The sequence below is a fragment of the Streptomyces sp. NPDC051207 genome (genome assembly GCF_040682395.1).
Classification (GTDB): Bacteria; Actinomycetota; Actinomycetes; order Streptomycetales; family Streptomycetaceae; genus Streptomyces.
Genome location: NZ_JBFBAX010000019.1, coordinates 75945 through 97773, shown reverse-complemented (window position 1 = coordinate 97773; position 21829 = coordinate 75945). Strand labels below are relative to the sequence as shown.

14 protein-coding genes and 1 tRNA gene are annotated in these 21829 nt (G+C 72.3%); 5 read left to right on the top strand and 10 right to left on the bottom strand.

The genetic code is table 11. From position 1 onward, the window contains the following. Window positions 1-193 precede the first annotated feature (193 nt). The 5 genes from AB0M97_RS19830 to AB0M97_RS19810 all read left to right on the top strand — a co-directional run bounded on the left by AB0M97_RS19830 (window position 194) and on the right by AB0M97_RS19810 (window position 5237). On the top strand, window positions 194-544 hold the full coding sequence (locus AB0M97_RS19830; protein ID WP_365962198.1) for a VOC family protein: 351 nt from the start codon (window positions 194-196) through the stop codon (window positions 542-544). A gap of 254 nt (window positions 545-798) precedes the next feature. Further along, complete coding sequence (locus AB0M97_RS19825) at window positions 799-1965, top strand: sigma-70 family RNA polymerase sigma factor (RefSeq protein WP_365962197.1); 1167 nt, start codon at window positions 799-801, stop codon at window positions 1963-1965. Window positions 1966-2053: 88 nt separating this feature from the next. After that, window positions 2054-3529: a hypothetical protein gene (locus AB0M97_RS19820; protein ID WP_365962196.1), complete on the top strand. Its 1476-nt coding sequence runs from the start codon at window positions 2054-2056 to the stop codon at window positions 3527-3529. Window positions 3530-3552: 23 nt separating this feature from the next. After that, the gene (locus tag AB0M97_RS19815; protein ID WP_365962195.1) at window positions 3553-4836 is read left to right on the top strand and encodes a hypothetical protein; all 1284 of its coding nucleotides are present in this window, start codon (window positions 3553-3555) and stop codon (window positions 4834-4836) included. A 98-nt stretch (window positions 4837-4934) separates the two neighbouring features. Continuing rightward, the gene (locus AB0M97_RS19810; protein ID WP_365962194.1) at window positions 4935-5237 is read left to right on the top strand and encodes a hypothetical protein; all 303 of its coding nucleotides are present in this window, start codon (window positions 4935-4937) and stop codon (window positions 5235-5237) included. A 252-nt stretch (window positions 5238-5489) separates the two neighbouring features. Here AB0M97_RS19810 and AB0M97_RS19805 read toward each other — a convergent pair. From AB0M97_RS19805 to AB0M97_RS19760, 10 genes are all read right to left on the bottom strand, one after another. Next, window positions 5490-5563, bottom strand: a tRNA-Thr gene (locus AB0M97_RS19805). Window positions 5564-5705: 142 nt separating this feature from the next. After that, window positions 5706-7298 (bottom strand): alpha/beta hydrolase, encoded by a 1593-nt coding sequence (locus AB0M97_RS19800; RefSeq protein ID WP_365962192.1) that lies wholly within the window; start codon window positions 7296-7298, stop codon window positions 5706-5708. 201 nt (window positions 7299-7499) lie between these two features. Next, window positions 7500-8705 carry a DNA polymerase III subunit delta' gene (locus AB0M97_RS19795; RefSeq protein WP_365962191.1) on the bottom strand — a complete coding sequence of 402 codons (1206 nt, stop codon included), beginning with the start codon at window positions 8703-8705 and terminating at the stop codon, window positions 7500-7502. A 468-nt stretch (window positions 8706-9173) separates the two neighbouring features. Beyond that, entirely contained in the window at window positions 9174-12416 is a 3243-nt protein-coding gene (gene tmk, locus AB0M97_RS19790; protein WP_365962190.1) for a dTMP kinase, read from the bottom strand. Between the two features lie 198 nt (window positions 12417-12614). Next, complete coding sequence (gene topA, locus AB0M97_RS19785) at window positions 12615-15419, bottom strand: type I DNA topoisomerase (RefSeq protein ID WP_365962189.1); 2805 nt, start codon at window positions 15417-15419, stop codon at window positions 12615-12617. Between the two features lie 279 nt (window positions 15420-15698). Next, window positions 15699-15896 (bottom strand): hypothetical protein, encoded by a 198-nt coding sequence (locus AB0M97_RS19780; protein WP_365962188.1) that lies wholly within the window; start codon window positions 15894-15896, stop codon window positions 15699-15701. A gap of 324 nt (window positions 15897-16220) precedes the next feature. Beyond that, the gene (locus AB0M97_RS19775) at window positions 16221-17741 is read right to left on the bottom strand and encodes a class I SAM-dependent methyltransferase (protein ID WP_365962187.1); all 1521 of its coding nucleotides are present in this window, start codon (window positions 17739-17741) and stop codon (window positions 16221-16223) included. A 96-nt stretch (window positions 17742-17837) separates the two neighbouring features. Continuing rightward, complete coding sequence (locus AB0M97_RS19770) at window positions 17838-18425, bottom strand: small secreted protein (RefSeq protein ID WP_365962186.1); 588 nt, start codon at window positions 18423-18425, stop codon at window positions 17838-17840. A 202-nt stretch (window positions 18426-18627) separates the two neighbouring features. Then, window positions 18628-21048, bottom strand: a complete 2421-nt coding sequence (locus tag AB0M97_RS19765) for a sodium-translocating pyrophosphatase (protein ID WP_365962185.1) — start codon at window positions 21046-21048, stop codon at window positions 18628-18630. Window positions 21049-21366: 318 nt separating this feature from the next. Beyond that, window positions 21367-21804, bottom strand: coding sequence for an ATP-binding protein (locus AB0M97_RS19760; RefSeq protein WP_365962184.1), 438 nt, complete (start codon window positions 21802-21804; stop codon window positions 21367-21369). Between the last annotated feature and the right edge of the window lie 25 nt (window positions 21805-21829).

Here is a 21829-nt window from a genome sequence, read left to right as displayed (position 1 = left end):
CGGGCGGTAAGGGACGAGGGTGGGGCCTGCGCCAAGGCGCGCGGCCGCGGGCGGCGCACCGGTGGACGGACGGCGTACCGGCGGACGGGCGCGGCCGAGGTCGCCGTGGCCCGCCGGGAGCTTCACCGTGCTTGTCCATGGTTGTCCGGCGGTCCAAGATCCGCCCGAACGCCCCCAGTTCTATGCTGGGCGAATGAGTCTGGAATGGGAGCAGGTAATCGTTCATTCGGTGGATCCGGCGGCCCTGGGGCAATGGTGGGCCGACGCTCTCGGCTGGGTCGTGGTCCACTCCTCGGAGGACGAGTTCGAGATCCGCCCCGCCCCGGACCGCATGCCGGGGCTGGACTTCGTCCGGATCAACGAGGAACGGAAGGCCAAGAGCCGGCTGCACCTGGACTTCCGACCCGACGACCAAGCGGCCGAGGTGGCCCGCCTGGTGGCGCACGGCGCACGGCGCGTCGACATCGGCCAGGGCGAGCAGTCGTGGGTCGTCCTGGCGGACCCCGAGGGCAACGAGTTCTGTGTGCTCGGCCAACGCCAGTGAGCACGACGCGGCCGGATCGGCAGCTGACCCTCCGTCAACTCCGGCTCCCGGCCGCATCACCGCCGAAGCAGGACAGCCACCGCCGGCCCGGGACGCCATCTCCCGCTCGGAGTTCAGAGGCAAGCGCCGCCTCGGCCGCCATCCGGACGACGCTCACCGGGAGCCCCGCTGCCTCTGGTTGACTTCCGTCGGCTAGGTTCCGTGCGGACGTACGGACGGTCGACTGCCGACGCGCGGAGGAAGGGAGCGGGCCGGTGAGCACGGACGGTGGGGCGGGGGCCGCGGACAACCGGGAGCCGGCCGACCGGTGGCAGCGGATCTGGGAGCACCGAGAGGCGCTGCTTCGAGTGGCCCGCCGGCGGTCGGCGAGCCTGGAGGACGCCGAGGACGCCGTGCACGAGGCGATGGTGCGGGCCATGGAGCGGCCGGAGCTGGATGACGAACGGCTCGGCAGCTGGCTGACCACGGTGACCATGCGGCTGTGCGTCGACCGGCACCGTCAGGTCGCCCGGGAGGCGGAGGTGCACCGGCAGGCGGCGCGAGGGCTGCCGGGGTACGTCACCGTCGACGACCGGGTGTGCGACCGGGCCGAGGCGCACTGGCTCACCCGGCGCGGCCGGGAGGAGTTGCCCGGGCGGCAGGCCGAGGCGCTGGGGCTGCAGGCGCAGGGCCTGGAGCTGGGGCAGATCGCACAGCAGATGGGGCTCAGCTACCGGGCGGTCCAGTCGTTGCTGGCCCGCGCCCGCAAGACGCTGCGCGGCGTGTTGGCCGGGACCCTGGCCCTCCTGCTGTGGCCGTGGCGGGGCAGCCGTTCGACAGGGGTGGGCGGTGGCGTACCGGCCGGAGCGGCGCCGTTGGTGACGGCCGCCGTGACGCTGACGTTCGCCGGGCTGACCCTGCTTGCCCCGGGTACGGCCGACCCCGCGCCGGGGAGCGGTCCGGGGCGGCCGGTGCCGGGCAGCCCGGTGGCACAAACGGTCCTGGAGCAGAGCGAGCAGAGCGCGCCGAAGGGTCCGGCCATCCCGGCGGGCGACCCGGGTGCGGGGTTGCCCCACGGCGGCGCGCTGCCGGGTCAGGGCGACGACGGGACGGGCACCCCGGAGATGTCGAGGACGCAGGAGGAGCCGGGCGTCCAAGGGTTGCCGGAGTCATCGGGGCTGCCGGAGTCATCGGAACCGCCGGAGTCGCCCGTGCTGCCGGAGGTGACCGGCCCGGCGCTGCCGGTCACGCCCGTGCTGCCGGAGGTGACCGGTCCGGCGCTGCCGGATACGCCCAGGCTGCCGGAGGTCTCGGGGCCCGCCCTGCCGGAGCCGGACGTCCTCGGCGCCGGAAAGGCGGCTTCCGCGGCGTCCGCGGCGTCCGCCGAGGCCATCGGCACCACTCCTCCACCGGTCGCCGAAAGGCAGCCGAAAAAAGTGTGAATCCGTGCGACGCAAGCCCCGCCTCTCCCCGTAGAGCGGCTGACAGTGCCACCAGCGGTGGCAACAGCTGCGAAGGAGGGGTCACCCAGTGGCTCGAAGCAGAAACGGAGGGGGCGGCGGCGTCACGCGCGCCCTGCGCGGCGGGCTCGCCCTCGCGCTGGCCGGCGCGGCATCGGCGACCCTGCTGTCGTCCCCGTCGCAGGCCGCGTCCGGCGTGAACATCGGACAGCGCTACCACGACGGCCTGGACAGCCGCTACAGCGTCACCAGCTTCACCAGCGCCGCGAACGCGATGGGTTACGACACCCTCGGCCACACGGGCGGCCGCAGCGCGACCAACACCTTCAACGACGGCACCGGCGCCGCCGTCCTCGGCCTGTTCGGCCACGCCAACGCCGGGATCTTCCAGACCGACGAGGGCCCCACCGACCCCCAGGACGAGATCCTGGCCGCCGGTACGGCCACCGACGTGGTCAGCCCCTACGCCAACCTCCGCTTCGTCTCCGAGTACTTCCCGTACGCCGAGGTCGACGACATGCGTCTGATGGTGCTGGCGGGCTGCTACACCTCCCTGAACGGCCCGTGGGGCAACTTCAACGACGCCGCCGTGTCCCGGGGTGTCGACTCGGTCATCAGCTTCAGTGACCTGGTCTACTTCCCGGCGACCTCCTCCGGAACGTCGATCGGCTCGACCAACTACTCGGGCAACTACTTCTGGGACCGCTTCGGCTACCACGCCAGGACCGGCGTGACGATCGGCACCGCGCTGTCCCGGGCCCGTACCGACCTGGTGGCCAAGGAAGGCAGCGCCGGGGGCTGGAACACCTACGTGGTCCGGGGCGCCGTCGGCAACCCGGCCGGCGTCCGTCTCAAGCCCGCCGGGAGCGGTGAGCCGCTGAACAGCCGGCCGCTGGCCACCCTGCCCTTCACCACCTTCAGCGTGCTCACCCCCACCGCGTCCACCACCACCGAGGGCCCGGACGGCACCGAGCTGACGGACGTGACGACCGCCCAGGGCGTCCAGTACCGGCAGCGGCAGGACGGCACCGTCCTGGACGCCGTGGGCACCCCGTCGACCGACGGCGAGGTGGCCCTCTCCGCCACCGAGGCCCGGACCGCCGCCCAGGACTTCGCGAAGGCCAACGTCACCGGCTTCGACCCCGACTGGCGGCTGGTCACCGACGAGACCATCAGCCATGTCGAGGGCGACGCGGTGCGGCTGCTGCGCTGGCGGTCCGTCGCCGACGGCCGGGACGCCGCCCGCGAGGTGACGGTGGAGCTGGACCGGCGCACCGGCGCGGTCGTCTACTTCTCCGCCGCCCGGGGCACGGCCGGCAGCGCAGCCTTCCCGGTGACCGCCGAGCAGGCCGAGGCCACGGCCCGCGAGCTGACCGGCGACCGCACCACGGCCGCCACGGTGGTGGCCGACACGTGGAACGCCAGCCGCTGGACGGTCACCTTCGACCGTGGCCCGACGGGCTGGTCCGAAGCCCGCGTCCCGGACGCGGACCGAGTCGAGGTCGACGCCCGCACCCGCGAAGTGCTCTCCCGCACCACGGCCTGAACGAAAGTGAGAAGAGCGACATCATGAGATCCCACCCTGCCCGGCGGCTGCGCCGTGCCCTCCTCGCGCCGGTGCTCACCGCCGGCCTGCTGCTCGGCGGCGCGATGCCGACGCAGGCCGCCACCTCCGCGGCCCCGGCGGCCGTCTCCGTCACCGCGGACGGCGTCAGGCTGAGCTGGTCCTCCGTCTCCGGCGCCACCGCCTACCTCGTCATCGACGACCGCGCGCACGAAGTGCTCTGGCGCGGCGAGCAGACCGCCGCCACGCTCCCCGTCCAGGCCCCGGCCTCCGTCTCCGTCCTCGTCGTCGCGCTGACCGAGCAGGGCCCGCGCCTGGTTTCCAAGACGCTGGCCACGGTTCCCGACGCGGCCTCGGGCCTGACCCCGCTCACCGCCGTCACCACCCCCACCGGCACCAGCCTCGGCTGGGGAGCCCTGCCGGACGCGGCCGAGTACGAGATCACGGCCGACGGCGACCGGCTCACCACGACCGCCGCCGTCCAGCTGCGGACCGAGACGAGGCTGGGCGAGAACGCCGAGTACACGATCGACGCCACGCTGGACCTGCCCGCCGAGGAGGTCACCGAGGACACCGTCACCCGCTCCACCTACGGCGTCGAGGTGACCCCGGCGACCACGGACGTGTCGCAGACCTCCGACGACGCCCGCCCCGGTGACACGCTGCCCGCGAACGTCCGCACCCTGACGACGTCCCGCACGACGTACGAGACGTACATCCCCGCGAGCCACCTGCAAGGGGAGAGCTGGGGCTTCGGTTTCCCCTGCGAGTCGGCCGACGACAACGCCCCCTGGTTCTCCGGCGACGGCCGGAGCACCGGCTACGACACCGGGAAGTACCGCACCAAGGCCGCGGCCAACCACTACTGGACCAGCGCCTCGACCTGGACGTCGAAGGGCATCAGCCCCACCAAGCGCTACCGGAAGGAGGGAAGCACGTACTTCTACGACTCCGAGCGCACGGCCGGCGGTGACGGCTTCATCATCCGGCCGCTCCGGAACGACGGCCGGTATGCCCGCACGGTGATCGAGCACAATGTCGGCAACCCGTACTGCACCGGGGTTGCCGACATCAGCTACGACAGCCAGCAGGACCTTTATCAGAACGGTTCGCACTGGATTTACGGCGCCCATGACAAGATGCCGAACCACCAGTTCTACCGTTACGACCAGTACTCCGACGGGACGTACGCCCTGAAGCTGGTCTTCGATCACCCGCTGGACGACCCCAAGTGCCTCGCGGGCTGGATGGGCGGCTGCTCGGCACGGCAGTACCAGTACACCCGCTGAGAACCACACCGAACGCGCCGTGGACCGGCGTGGGCCGGCGGCTCCGGCCGAAGGTTCCCACGCCGGTCCACGGCCGCTCACCGCACAGGAAAGACGACATGAACGAGCAGCAGACGGCCGGCACACGGATCATTCGCTGGGTGCTGGGACTTCCCTTTCTGGGCTTCTTCCTGATCGCGTCCGTGGTCGCGGCGGGTTTCGCCGGGTGGGGGTTCGGTGAGCGGACGGCCGCGGAAAGGCTCCAGGACGCGATTCCCTCCCTGTTGATGTCACTGGCGTGGGGGGCCGTCGCCATCGCCGGTTTCCGCCTGTTGGTCGGCCACCGCCTGCTCTCCTGGTGGCTCGCCTGCGCCCTGATCATCCCGGCCTACGCGGCGCTGCACACCGCGGACGTGCTGTAGAGCGCGGCCGGAGCCCGTCCGGCTGGGGTTTCGGCGGAGCCGCCTTCGGAGGTGTGCCTGCCGGATGCTTCTCCGGTGTCCGGAACTCCCAGGTCAGGGCACATGCGGCCCGCCGCGGGATCCACTCGGTGACGACCTGTGCCGCGGAACTGAGACCGCCGACACCCATACGGCACGCTCCAGGCGCCGCCGCCGTATCAGCTGAACGAAAAAGCCCCAGGCCACGGCGAGTGAGTCCTGGGGCTTCTCCGGAGCCGCCTTCGGGATTCGAACCCGAGACCTACGCATTACGAGTGCGTTGCTCTGGCCATCTGAGCTAAGGCGGCGCGCTGCCCGCACCCATGGTGCGATCGGCAACGTCGGTAAGTCTACACAGTTTCCGAGGGTGCTTCGTACCAGCCCCGGAGGCCTCCGGCCCGGGGCTGGTACGCGGGTGGGGACAGTGCGGGACCGGCCGGACGGCAGGTGCTATGAGCAGCGTTTTCCGTCCTGCGGCGGGGTCCCGCGGAGCAGGTACGCGTTGATCGTGGAGTCGACGCACGCGCTGCCCCGCCCGTACGCCGTGTGGCCGTCGCCCTCGTACGTCAGGAGGCGCGCCGAGGACAGCTGGGCGGCCAGGGACTTCGCCCAGCGGTACGGCGTCGCCGGGTCCCGGGTGGTGCCGACCACGATGATCGGCGAGGCGCCCGCGGCCTTGATGCGGTGCGGTTCACCCGAGGGCGCCACCGGCCAGTACGCGCAGTTCAGTGAGGCCCACGCCAGCCCTTCGCCGAACACCGGGGACGCCCTCTCGAAGGCGGGCAGCGCCTGGCGCACCTCGTCGGGGCTGTTGAAGGCCGCGGGGAGGTCGAGGCAGTTCACGGCGGCGTTGGCGAACATCAGGTTGCTGTAGCCGCCGTCGGCGTCCCGCTCGTAGTAGCTGTCGGACAGCACGAGCAGGCCCGCGCCGTCCTTCTCCTTCATCGCCGCCGTCAGCGACTCCCGCAGTTGCTCCCAGGCACTCTCGTCGTACATCGCGGCGATCACACCGGTCGTCGCCAGGGATTCGGTGAGCCGGCGGCCGCCTGCGTCGCCGGCGGGGACGGGGCGCCTGTCGAGCTTGTCGAAGAACGCCTTCAGGTTCTTCCCGGCCTGGGCCGGCGTGGTGTTCCGGCCGCCCAGGGGGCAGTCGGACCGCCGTACGCAGTCCTTCGCGAACGACTGGAACGCCGTCTCGAAGCCCGCGGTCTGCTCCAGGTTCAGCCGCCGCGCGGGCAGCGACGGGTCCATCGCCCCGTCCAGGACCAGCCGCCCCGCGCGATCGGGGAACAGCCCGGCGTACGTCGCCCCGAGGAACGTCCCGTACGACGCCCCCACGAAGTTCAGCTTCCTGTCGCCCAGCACGGCCCGCAGGATGTCCATGTCCCGCGCCGCCTCGACCGTGGACACGTGCCGCAGCAGCCCCGGCGCGTCGGCACCGCAGCCCTCCGCGAACGTCCGGTACGCGCCGACGAGCGTCTCGGTCTCCCTCTCGTGGTCCGGGGTGACGTCCGTCTGCGTGTACGTGTCCATCTCCCGCCCGTCGAGGCACTCCACGGGCTCACTGCGGGCCACGCCCCGCGGGTCGACCGCCACCATGTCGTACCGGGCGCGGACCTCGGCCGGATAGCCGACCCCGGCATACGCCTGGAGGTAGTCGACCGCCGAGCCGCCCGGCCCGCCCGGGTTCACCAGCAGCGAGCCGATCCGCCCGCCCGGGCCGGTGGCCTTCTTCCGGGCGACCGCGAGCCGGATGTCACCGCCCGACGGCTTCGCGTAGTCCAGCGGCGCCTTGAGCGTGGCGCACTGGAAGCCGGGGGCGCCGCACCCTCGCCACTTCAGCTTCTGCCCGTAGTACGGCGACAGGGCCGGCGGGGTGGCCCTCGGCAGCGCGGCCAGCGCCACCGGCCCTTCGGCCGCCGAGCGCGCCATGCCCGACGCGCCTTCGGAGGAACAGGCCGGGACGAGCAGACCGACGGCGGCGAGGAGGCCGATGCCGATCCTGGTGGTGCGGGATCTGCGGTGAGTGCGCCTTGTGTGCATCCAGCGAGCGTAACTGTGAGCGACGGCTCCTACGCGCTGTGTGCGGGATGTGCCTCGGACGAGTTATGGCGTCAATCTCGGGTTGCCTTGCGGGCCGCCCAACGATCCCGGGCGGGTGGGGTCGCGTTGCGGGCCGCCCGGTGGTTCCAGGCGGGCGGGGTCGGTTTCGGTCCGTCCCCCCGGTCGGCCCGGCCCGTGCCGTCAGCCCGCTCTGAGCGCCATCGTCATCGCCTCCACCGCGAGCAGCGGAGCCACATTGCGGTCGAGGGCGTCGCGGCAGGCGGCGATCGCCTCTATGCGACGCAGGGTGGACTCGGGGGTGCTGCTGCGGGCGATCCGGCCCAGGGCGTCCTCGGCGTCGACGTTGGCGATCGCGATGCGGGAGCCGAGCTGGAGGGCGAGGACGTCGCGGTAGAAGGCGGTGAGGTCGGACAGGGCGACGTCCAGGCTGTCGCGCTGCGTCCGCGTCCGGCGGCGTTTCTGGTTGTCCTCCAGGTCCTTGATCACGCCCGCCGTGCCGCGCGGCAGCCGGCCGCCCTGCGCCGCGCCGAGCGCCGCCTTCATCTCCTCGGTCTCCTTGGCGTCCGTCTCGTCGGCGAGCACCTTGGCGTCCGCGGCGGCGGCGTCAACGAGTTCCTGGGCGGCCCGGAGGCAGCCGCCGATGTCGTCGACGCGCAGCGGCAGCTTGAGCACGGCGGCGCGGCGCTCGCGGGCCGCCGGGTCGGTGGCCAGCCGGCGCGCCCGCTCCACATGTCCCTGGGTGGCGCGGGCGGCGGCCAGCGCGACGTCCGGTTCGACGCCCTCGCGCCGGACGAGCATGTCCGCGACGGCCTCCACCGACGGCGTGCTCAGCGTCAGGTGGCGGCAACGGGAGCGGATGGTGGGCAGCACGTCCTCGACCGACGGCGCGCACAGCAGCCACACCGTGCGGGACGCGGGCTCCTCGACGGCCTTGAGCACGGCGTTCGCCGACTTCTCGTTCAGGCGCTCGGCGTCCTCCACGAGGATCACCTGCCAGCGGCCGGTCGCCGGTGCGGTGAACGACTTGCGGACCGTGTCCCTCATGTCCTCGGCCCGGATCTGCGCGCCGACCGCCGTGACCGTGGTGACGTCCGCGTGCGTGCCGATCAGGGCCGTGTGGCAGCCGTCGCAGAAGCCGCAGCCGGGGGCGCCGCCGAGCGCGCGGTCGGGGCTCACGCACTGCAGGGCGGCGGCGAAGGCACGCGCAGCCTGGACGTACCCGGCGCCGGGCGGGCCCGTGAACAGCCAGGCGTGCGTCATCTTCGACGCCTCGGGCGGGGGCGCGTCGGTCGCCGCCGCGGTCACCAGGGCGTCGGCGTCCCGGGCGGCGGCGGCGAGTTGTTCGCTCACCCGCTCCTGCCCTACGAGGTCGTCCCACACCGTCATGGGTCACGCCGCCCTTCCAACACGTTCGGTCTTGCGGGATCCATTGTGCGGGCGGGCACTGACAATCCCGCACGCCCGGGCGGGGCGAGGACTCCCGGCGCCGGGTACGGCAGCGGGTCCGGCAGGGCAGCTCCGGGCGCGGCCGAGCGGTCCGGCCGGCCCACGCCGGCGTGGCATGGGGTGCCGAAGGGCGACGCCGGGCGCGGCCCCGGATGGCGACAGGCCAACGCCGGTCGTGGCATGGAGTTGCGAAAGGACAGTGGCGGGCGCGGCGCCAAATTCCGACAGGCCAACGCCGGGCGTGGCATGGGGTTGCGGAAGGACAGTGGCGGGCGCGGCGCCGGATTCCGGTCGGCCGGCGCCGGTCGCGGCATGGCGTTCAGCAGCTCAGCGCCGTCCAGCGGATCTTCAGCCAGCGGCACCCGCACTCAGCCCGGGCACCCCCGCACCGCACGCGGAACCCGACGCTCAGCGCCGCCGCCCCCGACCCCGGCCTCCGTCCTCGTCCTCGTGCGGGCCCAGCAGTTCGTCCGCCAGCGTCGGCAGGTCGTCCAGCGGGGTCTCCTCGGCCCAGTCGGAGCGCTGACGGCGGCGGGGGGCGGCCTCCTCGGCGTCCACCTGGGGCAGCTCGCGCGTGCGGTCCTCGGTGCCGTCCGGCCGGGGCGGGGGCTGCTCGTCCCGGAAGTAGCCCGGCGGAACCCGGTCCCCGAGTCCGTCCCCACGCACCGGAGGCAGGACGGCCGTCTCGTCGGCAGCGCCCGGGACCGGCGGCGGCGCGGCCGTCTCCTCACCCGCATCCGCCACCGACGGCAGCACCGCCGTCTCGTCGGCAGCCCTCGGCACCGTCGGCAGCACCGCCGTCTCCTCGCTCGCCCCCGGTACCGGCTTGGGCAGCTCCCTGGTCTCCTCCGTCTCGGAGACCCGCCCCGCCCCGCTCCGCGGGTCACGCTCGTCGCGGACCGGCCGCAGCACCGTGGTGTCCTCACCGGTCCCGGCGACCGGCGTCGGCACGGTCGCCCCGTCCTGCGCCGGCGCCGACCGGGGAGCCGCAGCCGCCTCGGGCGCCGCCGGCTTCGGTCCCGCCGCTGCCGCGGCCGCTGCCGCCTCCGCCTGGCGCCGGGCCTCCTCGGCGCGCAGCAGCGCCTCCTCGGCCTTCCGCTGCTTCTCCAGCCGCATCGCCTCGGCCTCGGCACGCAGTCGTGCCTCCTCCTCGGCCTGCATGCGGCGCCGCTCCTCCTCGGCCCTGCGCCGGGCTTCCTCCTCGGCGCGCGCCTTCTCCTCGGCGAGGAGCCGGGCCCGCTCCTCCTCCGCCTTGCGGCGCGCCTCCTCGGCCCGCTGCCGGGCCTCCTCGGCCTGCCGCTCGGCCTCGCGGCGCTGCGCCTCCTCCAGCTCGCGCCGCTTGCGCTCCTCCTCCTCGGCGCGCAGCCGGGCCAGCTGCTCCTGGCGCTCGCGCTCCAGGCGCTCCTCCTCGGCCTTGCGCCGGGCCTCTTCCTCGGCCTTCCGGCGGGCTTCTTCCTCGGCCTTCCGGCGGGCCTCCTCGCGGGCCTGGATCTCGGCCTCGGACAGCGGCAGCACCCGGTCGAGCCGGTGTCGTACGACGGCGGTGACGGCCTCGGGCTCCTGGCCGGCGTCCACCACCAGATAGCGCCCGGGGTCGGCCGCGGCCAGCGTGAGGAAACCGGACCGCACGCGTGCGTGGAACTCCGCGGGCTCCGACTCCAGCCGGTCCGGCGCCTCGGTGAACCGCTCACGCGCGGTCTCGGGGGCGACATCCAGCAGCACGGTCAGGTTCGGGACGAGCCCGTTGGTCGCCCAGCGGTTGATCCGGGCGATCTCGGTCGGCGACAGGTCGCGGCCCGCGCCCTGGTAGGCCACCGAGGAGTCGATGTACCGGTCGGAGATCACCACCGCGCCGCGCTCCAGCGCGGGCCGTACGACGGTGTCCACGTGCTCCGCGCGGTCGGCCGCGTACAGCAGGGCCTCCGCGCGGTGCGAGAGCCCGGCGCTGGAGACGTCGAGCAGGATGGAGCGCAGCCGCTTGCCGACCGGCGTCGCCCCCGGCTCGCGGGTGAGCACGACCTCGTGGCCCTTGGACCTGATCCACTCGGCGAGCGCCTCGGCCTGCGTGGACTTGCCGGCGCCGTCGCCGCCCTCCAGGGCGATGAAGAAGCCGGACGCGGCGGGCGCGGGCTCCGGGTCGTCGCCGCCGAGGACCGCGTCCCGCAAGTCGTGCCGCAGCGGCACGCCGGACCGGTCGTCGATCTTGGCCAGCACCAGCGCGGCCACCGGCAGCAGCAGCGCGCCGACCAGCATCAGCGTGAACGCGGCACCGCCGTGCGCGAACACGAACTTGCCGTTCTCCAGCCGGTGCGGCCCGATGCCCGCGGCCACCACGGGAGCGATCACCGCGCCGAGCGCCACGAAGACCCGTACGACCGCGTGCAGGTGTTCGGTGACCCGCGCGCGGCGTTGCGTCTCGGTCTCCTGGTCGAGCAGCGTGTGCCCGGTGTTGGCGGCCACGCCCGCGCCGACTCCGGCCAGCGCGAGGATCACCAGGACGCTGGTGACGTCCGGGACGAGGCCCGCCGCCAGCAGCGCGACGCCCGTGGCGGCGATGGCGAGCGCGAGCAGCCGCCGCCGGGACAGCGCGGGCAGGACGGCGGGCGCCGTGCGGATGCCGACGACGACGCCGCCGGTCAGCGCGAGCACCAGCAGGCCGAACAGGACGGGGCCGCCGCCCAGGTCCTTGGCGTGCAGCACGGTCACGCCGACCGCGGCGGCCACCGCACCCGCGACGGCCGCGCAGGCCACGACGAGCAGCGGTATCGCACCGGTACGGCCCTTCTCTCCGCCGCCGTCGGCCGACTTCGGGCGGCGCAGCCCCTCCAGCGGCGACCGCGCGCGGGGGGTGCGCGTGCCGGGCAGCTCAAGGAACGTCAGCACGGACAGGGACGCGGCGAACAGTCCCGCCGCGACGTACGAGGCGAGGGCCGCCTGGTGCTGGGCGAACCAGGCGATGCCGGCGCCGAGCAGGTTGTTCACCAGGGCGGCGACGACCAGCAGGGCGCCCGCGAGGGGTATCGCCACGAAGCCGGTCCGCAGCGACAGGCGGCGCAGGGCGTCCATGTGGTCCGGCAGCGGCCGTACCGTCGCGCCTTCCGGGGGCGGTGCGGGCAGCAGGGCGGGCGCGGCGCTCTCCTTGCACACTCCCCAGAACCGCTCGGCGACACCGGTCACGAAGGCGGTGACGAGGAGGACGGCCAGGGCGTCGTCCGGCATCCAGTCGATCCACAGCGGCGCGACGATCAGCAGCGCGGCCCGCAGCCCGTCCGCGCCGACCATGGTCCAGCGGCGGTCGAGCGGGCCGTCGGGCGAGGTCAGCGACGTGAGCGGGCCGAGGAGGACCGCCCCGAAGAGCAGGGTGGCGAGGATGCGCACGGCGAAAACGGTCGCCACTGCGAACGCCACGCCCCGGTAGCCGCCCCCGAAGGAGCCCTCGGCGATCGCCGCCTGCAGGACGAGGACGACCAGGACGAGGAGGGCGAGGGTGTCGCCGACACCCCCTACGAGCTGTGCGCTCCACAACCTCTTCAGCTGCGGCTGGCGCAGCAGCGCCCGGACGGCACGCTCGCGTGAGTCCGCGACCAGTGCGTCGTCGGGGGCCGGGTGAGGGGCCGTTGGCTGCTCGGCTGGCTGCTCGGCTCGCGTCATGCTTTCAGCCTATCGGGCCCCGCCGACAGTCCGGGGGACCCGCCCGAACGTATGGCCGCCCCGGCGCCGCGCGGGCGCCGGGGCGTTCGTTTCGCAAATCCGGGCGTATCGGGAGGTTGCGAACTCCGCCGACCGGGAGGGGACTTCACCACTCCCGGAAGCCGGCGTTCCTGAGGAGCGCCCAGTCCTCGGACGTGCTCAGTCCTCGGACGTCTTGGCGGCCGTCGTCTTCTTGGCAGCCGTCTTCTTCGCCGCGGTCTTCTTGGCGGCCGTCGTCTTCTTCGCCGCGGCCGTCTTCTTGGCCGGTGCCTTCTTCGCGGCGGCCTTCTTCGCCGTCTTCTTGGCGGGGCCCTTGGCGCGCTTCTCGGCGAGCAGCTCGAAGCCGCGCTCGGGGGTGATCGTCTCGACGCTGTCGCCGGAGCGCAGGGTCGCGTTGGTCTCCCCGTCGGTCACGTACGGGCCGAAGCGGCCGTCCTTGACCACGACCGGCTTGCCGCTGACCGGGTCCTCGCCGAGTTCCTTCAGCGGCGGCTTGGCCGCGGCGCGACCGCGCTGCTTGGGCTGGGCGTAGATCGCCAGCGCCTCTTCCAGCGTGATCGTGAACAGCTGGTCCTCGGACTGCAGGGACCGCGAGTCCGTCCCCTTCTTCAGGTACGGGCCGTAGCGGCCGTTCTGCGCGGTGATCTCCTGGCCGTCGGCGTCGGTGCCGACGACGCGCGGCAGCGACATCAGCTTCAGCGCGTCCTCGAGGGTCACCGTGTCCAGCGACATCGACTTGAAGAGGGAGGCCGTGCGCGGCTTGACGGCGTTCTTGCCCGTCTTCGGGGTGCCCTCGGGGAGGATCTCCGTGACGTACGGGCCGTAGCGGCCGTCCTTGGCGACGATGGTGTGGCCGGTCTGCGGGTCGGTGCCCAGTTCGTAGTCGCCGCTCGGCTTGGCGAGCAGTTCCTCGGCGAGTTCGACGGTCAGCTCGTCCGGCGCGAGGTCGTCGGGGATGTCCGCGCGCTGGTGCTGCTCTGTGTCCTTCTCGCCCCGCTCGATGTACGGGCCGTAGCGGCCGACGCGCAGCACGATGCCGTTGCCCACCGGGAACGACGACACCTCGCGCGCATCGATCGCGCCCAGGTCGGTCACGAGCTCCTTGAGGCCGCCGAGGTGGTCCCCGTCGCCGTTGCCGGCGTCGGCCGCGCCGCCGCCCTGGTCGGGGCCCTCGCCGAAGTAGAAGCGCTTCAGCCAGGGCACGGCCTGGGCCTCGCCGCGGGCGATGCGGTCGAGGTCGTCCTCCATGCGGGCGGTGAAGTCGTAGTCGACGAGGCGCCCGAAGTGCTTCTCCAGGAGGTTGACCACGGCGAAGGACAGGAAGGACGGCACGAGGGCCGTGCCCTTCTTGAACACGTAGCCGCGGTCGAGGATCGTGCCGATGATCGACGCGTACGTCGACGGGCGGCCGATCTCGCGCTCTTCGAGTTCCTTGACGAGGCTGGCCTCGGTGTAGCGGGCCGGGGGCTTGGTGGCGTGGCCGTCGACCGTGATCTCCTCGGCCGTCAGCGCGTCGCCCTCGGTGACCTGCGGCAGCCGGCGCTCGCGGTCGTCCAGCTCGGCGTTCGGGTCGTCGGCGCCCTCGACGTACGCCTTCAGGAAGCCGTGGAAGGTGATCGTCTTGCCGGACGCGCTGAACTCGACGTCCCGGCCGTCGGAGGCGGTGCCGCCGATCTTGACGGTGACGCTGTTGCCGGTCGCGTCCTTCATCTGGGAGGCGACGGTCCGCTTCCAGATCAGTTCGTACAGCCGGAACTGGTCACCGGTCAGTCCGGTCTCGGCAGGCGTGCGGAAGCGGTCGCCGGAGGGGCGGATCGCCTCGTGCGCCTCCTGCGCGTTCTTGACCTTGCCGGCGTACGTACGGGGCTGCGGCGGCAGGTAGTCGGCGCCGTACAGCTGCGTGACCTGGGCGCGGGCGGCGGCGATCGCCGTCTCACTCAGCGTCGTGGAGTCCGTACGCATGTAGGTGATGTAGCCGTTCTCGTACAGCTTCTGCGCGATCTGCATGGTGGCCTTCGCGCCGAAGCCGAGCTTGCGGCTGGCCTCCTGTTGCAGCGTCGTCGTACGGAACGGGGCGTACGGCGAGCGGCGGTACGGCTTCGATTCGACGGAGCGGACCGCGAAGCGCGTGCTGTCCAGGGCGGCGGCCAGGGCGCGGGCGTTCGCCTCGTCGAGGTGGAGGGTGTTCGCGCTCTTCAGTTGTCCCAGGGAGTCGAAGTCGCGGCCCTGCGCGACCCGCCTGCCGTCGACGGTCTGGAGGCGGGCGACCAGCGACGACGGGTCCGACGAGTCCCCTGCGCGGCCGGTCGCGAAGGTGCCCGTCAGGTCCCAGTACTCAGCAGAACGAAACGCCATGCGCTCGCGTTCCCGCTCGACCACGAGCCGGGTCGCGACGGACTGGACACGGCCGGCCGACAGGCGCGGCATGACCTTCTTCCACAGGACCGGCGAGACCTCGTAGCCGTAGAGACGGTCGAGGATGCGGCGGGTCTCCTGGGCGTCGACCAGCTTCTGGTTGAGCTGACGCGGGTTGGCCACGGCTTCCCGGATCGCGTCCCTGGTGATCTCGTGGAACACCATGCGCTTCACGGGGATCTTGGGCTTGAGGACTTCCTGGAGGTGCCAGGCGATGGCCTCGCCCTCGCGGTCCTCATCGGTGGCGAGGAAGAGCTCGTCGGATTCCTTCAGCAGGTCCTTGAGCTTCTTGACCTGCGCCCTCTTGTCGGCGTTGACCACATAGATCGGCTGGAAGTCGTGTTCGACGTCCACACCGAGGCGGCGGACCTCACCGGTGTACTTGTCGGGCACCTCGGCAGCGCCGTTGGGGAGGTCGCGAATGTGCCCGACGCTCGCCTCGACGATGTATCCAGGGCCGAGATAGCCCTTGATCGTCTTCGCCTTGGCAGGCGACTCGACGATGACGAGTCGGCGGCCGCCGTTCGCGGTCTCGCTGGTCGGGGACAACTTCGCTCTTCTCTCCGGTCGACGCTGGGTCTCCCCAGGCCTTGATTCCCGGGGGCGGGTCGTGCTCACGCTGCGGAGTGTGACGGTACATCCCGCCCCCGTGTCAAACGGTAAAAGCCCGCAACGGCCACTCGAACGGTAACCCGACTACCACCATTCCTGCCGCCCGAAGTGCCGACCAGCCCGTTCGGCGCTATGCGGAGCCGTGCCTCCCATTTATTGGAGCGGCGGTCCTTTCGAAGATCCGCTCCGCTCCCCGGGTGCGGGAGCCGGCGCCGCTCAGACGCGGGTGAAGCACCACGTTCCGACAGCGAGCGCGAGCAGGGCGGCGACGCCCGCGACGGCCGCCGATGCGACGGGACTCACACCGTCCGCCACGGGGCGGCGCTGTCGCAGCCGGGTGCCGGTCCACACCGCGAGACCGCCCCCGAACAGGGCGAACACGAGTCCCGAGAAGATCGCCGGTCCGCTCTCCATGGCTTCAGCGCCCCTTTTCTCCCGACCGCGGGTCCCCAGTGACGCGAGACTGACACGCGCGGGCGGCACAGAGGCGAACCTGAGGTGAACGCGGCCCCGGCGTGTCCCGGCTCCGCCCGTCTCCGTCCGGCCCGCGGCGCCGGACGATCCTCCCCGGGACGAGATGCCGGTCACTCCCGTCCGGCTCCCGTGTCGCGGGTATCACTTCGGCCACATGTTCAGGTCGGCGTGAATTCGCCGTCTCGCGGCCCGCGCCGGAGCCCGCCCGGTCACGGCCCCTGGGCACCACCGCGGCTCACGCCCCGGGGTCACGGAGCGCGGACGTCACCCCACCGGCTCCAGGAACCCCTGCTCCACCAGCAGCCGGATCTGCGCGGGCGTGCGGTCGCGCAGCAGCACCGGGTCCTCGCCGAGCAGCTGGGCGATGGCGTCCAGGATGCGGCCCGCGCTCATCGAGCCGTCGCAGACGCCCGCGAAGCCCGCGCCGACCGTGTCGACCTTGGTGGCCCGGCGCATGCCGCGGTTCTGCCGCAGCACGACGTGCTCCGGGTCCTCGGCCCCGGGCAGCCCGACCTGCTCCTGCACGATCTCTTCGGCGAGCCTGAAGTGCTGTTCGAGCAGCGCCGCGTCGTCGTGCGTGCGCAGGTAGTCGAGGCGGGAGAAGTACGCCCGCACCGCGTCGCCGAGCGGCTGCTCGACCGGGTGCGGCCACTCCTCGGCGGTGACCGACGGCACGGCGGAGCCGGTCCTGCGCAGCGTGATCCATCCGAACCCCACCGCCTTCACCTTGCGCGCCTCGAACTCGTCCAGCCACGCGTCGTACCGCGCCTGGTACTCGACCGGGTCGGCCCGGTGGTCCCCGGCGTCCCTGAGCCACAGCTCGGCGTACTGCGTGACGTCCTGCACCTCGCGCTTCACGATCCAGGCGTCGCAGCCGCGCGGCACCCATGACCTGAGTCTGTCCTGCCAGTCCTCCCCCTCGACGTGCTGCCAGTTGGCGAGGAACTGCGCGAACCCGCCCTCGGTCAGCCGCTCCCCCGCCTGCTGAACGAGCGTGCGGCACAGATCGTCCCCGCCCATCCCGCCGTCGCGGTAGGTCAGCCGGGCGCCGGGCGAGATCACGAACGGCGGGTTCGACACGATCAGGTCGTACGTCTCGTCCTGCCGGACCGGCTCGAACAGCGAGCCCTCGCGCAGATCGACGGCCGGGGCGCCGGACAGCGCCAGTGTGAGCGCGGTGATGTGCAGGGCGCGCGGGTTCACGTCCGTCGCCGTCACGCGCGTGGCGTGCCGGGAGGCGTGCAGCGCCTGGATGCCGGACCCGGTGCCGAGATCGAGCGCGGCGGCGACGGGCGTACGCACGGTGATGCCGGCCAGCGTCGTGGAGGCGCCGCCGACGCCGAGGACGACGCCCTCGTCGCGGCTGCCGATGCCGCCCGCGCCGCCGACGGCGCAGCCGAGGTCGGACACGATGAACCAGTCCTCGCCGCCGGGCCCGCCGTACGGCCGTACGTCCACGGTCGCGGCGATCTCGTCGCCGCCCGTGCGCACCAGCCAGCCGGCTTCCAGGCAGGCGTCGACGGGCAGGGCGTCCGCCACGCGCGCGTGCGGCACCGGCTGCTGGAGCAGGAACAGCCGGACGAGCATCTCCAGCGGCGAGTCCCCGCGGGTCGCCCGGAGCGCGGGCACGGTCTCGCTGCGCGCCAGCGCCGCGTACGCGGGGGCGCCGAGCAGGTCGAGCAGTCCGTCGGCGGTGAAGGAGGCCGCGAGCAGGGCGTCGCGGAGCCGGGCGGCGGTCTCGGGTCGGTCGGCGGAGGGCAGCGGGGACAGGGTGGCGTTACTCACGCACCCATTGTGTCCGCTCCCACCGACATCGCGCGCGTGCGCGTCGGCTCCCCGCACACGCGCGTGCCGGGGAGCCGAGGGGGCGCCGACGGGAGGTCAGCTCTTGGTGGCGGAGGCCGACGCGGTGGCCGACTTGCAGCTGGGCTGCTTGCCCATGGCCTTGCCGACCTCGCCCTCCTCCAGCGTCTTCAGGGCGTTGTTGCCGCTCTTGCTGAGCTTGTCCAGCTCGGCGGCGACGTCCTTGAGGCCGTCGGCGAACTTCGCCTGGTCCTTGGTGTCGAGCGCGTCGACCTGCTTCTTCAGGGAGGCGTAGGAGGCGGAGATGCCGTTGAGCTCCTTCACCGCGTCCTTCTGCTTCTTCTCGCCGTTCTCGACGTCCGGCGCACCGGCCCGGTCGACGGCGGAGCCGATCGCCTTGTAGGCGTCGGACATGTCCTGGAAGGCTTTGGAGTCGGTCTTCTGGACCTCTTCCGGCGTGCTGTTGTCCGAGGTCTCCTTCTGGATCGCGGCGTTGGCGTCCGCGATCTTCTTGGCCTGCGGCTGCACCGCGTCGCAGACCTGCTTGGCCCAGGAGTCCAGCTGGTCGTTGTCGTCGCTGCCGCAACCCGTCAGCGCCAGTACCAGTACCGCACCGCCGGACAGTGCGGCCGCGAGCTTCTTGTTCACCGGATTGGTCCCTTCCATGGCTCTCGGCCCCGGAACATACACGCCAGATGGGCGACAAACGCATGCCGTCCATCCGTTATGACCCTATTGAAGCCATTTGCACCAAGCGAGAGAAGCCTCACGACCACGGTGAACGCACGGACGCGGGCGGGCGACGCGACAACGCGCTCCGCCCGCCCGCCCTTTGAGCTGGGATCTTGCCCCGCCCTCGGCCCGGCCGCTAGGAAACCACCGCCGGGTCGGCCGACTTGGGCGCCGAACCGGCGTTGTCTTCGTCACCCATGGCGATGCCGCGCCGCTTGGAGACGTAGACCGCGCCGACGACGACGCCGAGGGCGAGGACCGCGATCGCGATCCTGACGCCGATGTTCTCGTCGGGGCCGTAGGAGAACTTGATGACCGCCGGGGCGATGAGCAGCGCCACCAGGTTCATCACCTTCAGCAGCGGGTTGATCGCGGGACCCGCGGTGTCCTTGAACGGGTCGCCGACCGTGTCACCGATGACCGTCGCCGCGTGGGCTTCGCTGCCCTTGCCGCCGTGGTGGCCGTCCTCCACCAGCTTCTTGGCGTTGTCCCAGGCGCCACCGGAGTTGGCGAGGAACACCGCCATCAGCGTGCCCGCGCCGATCGCGCCCGCCAGGAACGCGCCGAGCGCTCCGACGCCGAGCGTGAACCCGATGAAGATGGGTGCCAGCACGGCCAGCAGCCCGGGCGTGGCGAGTTCCCGCAGGGCATCCCGGGTGCAGATGTCGACGACCTTGCCGTACTCCGGTTTCTCCGTGTAGTTCATGATCCCGGGCCGCTCGCGGAACTGCCGGCGGACCTCGAAGACCACGGCACCCGCCGACCGCGACACCGCGTTGATCGCCAGCCCCGAGAAGAGGAAGACGACCGCCGCGCCCGCGATCAGGCCGACGAGGTTGTTCGGCTGCGAGATGTCCATCATCAGGGTCATCGGCGCGCCCTCGCCGGTGAGTTTCTCGCCCACGTCCCGCGCGCCGGTCGTGATCGCGTCACGGTACGAGCCGAACAGCGCCGCCGCCGCGAGCACGGCCGTGGCGATCGCGATGCCCTTGGTGATGGCCTTGGTGGTGTTGCCAACCGCGTCCAGGTCGGTGAGCACCTGCGCGCCGGCGCCCTCGACGTCGCCGGACATCTCGGCGATGCCCTGCGCGTTGTCGGAGACCGGTCCGAAGGTGTCCATCGCGACGATCACACCGACCGTGGTGAGCAGGCCGGTGCCCGCGAGCGCCACCGCGAACAGCGCCAGCATGATCGACGTACCGCCCAGCAGAAACGCCCCGTACACGCCGAGGCCGATCAGCAGGGCGGTGTAGACGGCCGATTCGAGGCCGACCGAGATGCCGGCCAGGACCACGGTCGCGGGGCCGGTGAGCGAGGTCTTGCCGATGTCCCTGACCGGCCGCCGGGTCGTCTCGGTGAAGTAGCCCGTCAGCTGCTGGATCACCGCGGCCAGCACGATGCCGATCGCCACCGCGACGAGCGCGAGGACCCGCGGGTCGCCGCTCTTGGCCTGGATCACCGCGTCGGTGACCCCCTCCAGCTCCGCGTACGTGCCGGGCAGGTAGAGGTAGACGGCCACCGCCACCAGCACGAGCGAGATCACGGCCGAGATGAAGAAGCCCCGGTTGATCGCGCTCATGCCGCTGCGGTCGGCCCTCCGCGGCGCCACCGCGAAGATGCCGATCATCGCGGTGAGCACGCCGATCGCCGGCACGAGCAGCGGGAACGCCAGCCCCGAGTCGCCGAAGGCCACCTTGCCGAGGATCAGCGCGGCCACCAGCGTCACGGCGTACGACTCGAAGAGGTCGGCCGCCATGCCCGCGCAGTCCCCGACGTTGTCGCCCACGTTGTCGGCGATGGTCGCGGCGTTGCGCGGGTCGTCCTCCGGGATGCCCTTCTCGACCTTGCCGACGAGGTCGGCGCCGACGTCCGCGGCCTTGGTGAAGATGCCGCCACCGACCCTCATGAACATCGCGATCAGCGCCGCGCCGAGCCCGAAGCCCTCGAGCACCTTCGGCGCGTCGGCCGCGTACACCAGCACCACGCAGGAGGCACCCAGCAGGCCGAGCCCCACCGTGAACATGCCGACGACGCCGCCCGTGCGAAAGGCGATCTTCATGGCTTTGTGCGAAACGAGGGTGAGATCCTTTTCCGGTTCGCCCGCCGCCGGTGTCGCTTCCCGGGCCGCCGCGGCGACCCGGACATTGCTGCGCACGGCGAGCCACATGCCGATATAGCCGGTGGCCGCCGAGAACGCCGCGCCGATCAGGAAAAACACCGACCGCCCGGCACGCTGATTCCAGTCGTCCGCGGGCAGCAGCATGAGCAGGAAGAACACGATCACGGCGAATACGCCGAGCGTGCGCAGCTGGCGGGCCAGATAGGCGTTCGCGCCTTCCTGGATCGCTGCCGCGATCTTCTTCATGCTGTCGGTGCCCTCGTCGGCCGCGAGTACCTGGCGCACCAGGACGCCCGCGACCACGAGTGCCGCCAGGGCGACGAGGGCGATCACCACGACGAGCACGCGGTTTTCGTCCGTCAGCACCGCGGCGGCGAAAGTGGTGGGCCGGTCCAGCTGATGGGGGTCCAACTGAGGGGGGAGAGAAAGCTCCGCCATTCGTCCTCCTTGACGCTTGGGCTGAGCTCAAGATGTGGACGGATTGTAGGTAGCCGGACCTGATCAAAACAGTGCGCAGTAAGCGGAATCAGCCTTCACATGCCTTTTGGCAAATGATCGACCCAGGCTCCCGAACCCGAAAGGAGTAATGCCTTTGGGGCATTGTCGCGTGATCGAATTTTCGCGCGACTGATCGTGAATGGGTTCACGAAAAGAATCGCTCGGGATCACTGTAGGCGCGGGCCCCGGCGGCTGCCACGCAAAAGGGGCCCTACGGAGTAGGGCCCTTCGGGGTACAGCGGGACGTGGCGGACCGCGTCAGGGGAGCACACCGGTCGGCTGGTCGGTCGGCCACGTCATGCGGATCAGCCCGCCGTGCGCTCCGGCGGAGACCTCCACGTCGTCCACGAGACCGCTGATGACGGCGAGGCCCATCTCGTCCTCGTCGGTCTCCACGTCCGCGTCGCCCGGCGCGTCGCCGGGGGCCCGCTCACCGGGAACGGCGTGCGGCGCCTCGTCGCCGACCTCGATGGAGAACTGCTTCTCCTCCTCGATCAGCACCACCTGCACCGGCGCGGTGATTCCACCCGACTGGTGCAGCCCGACGGCGCGGCTGCAGGCCTCGCCGACGGCGAGCCGTACCTCGTCGAGGACCGCCTCGTCCACCCCGGCCCTGCGCGCCACCGCTGCCGCCACGAGGCGGGCGGTCCTGACGTGCTCGGGCAGCGCGCTGAAGCGGAGTTCGACGGTGGCCATGCATCCCCCTCGCGACGGGCGGGCG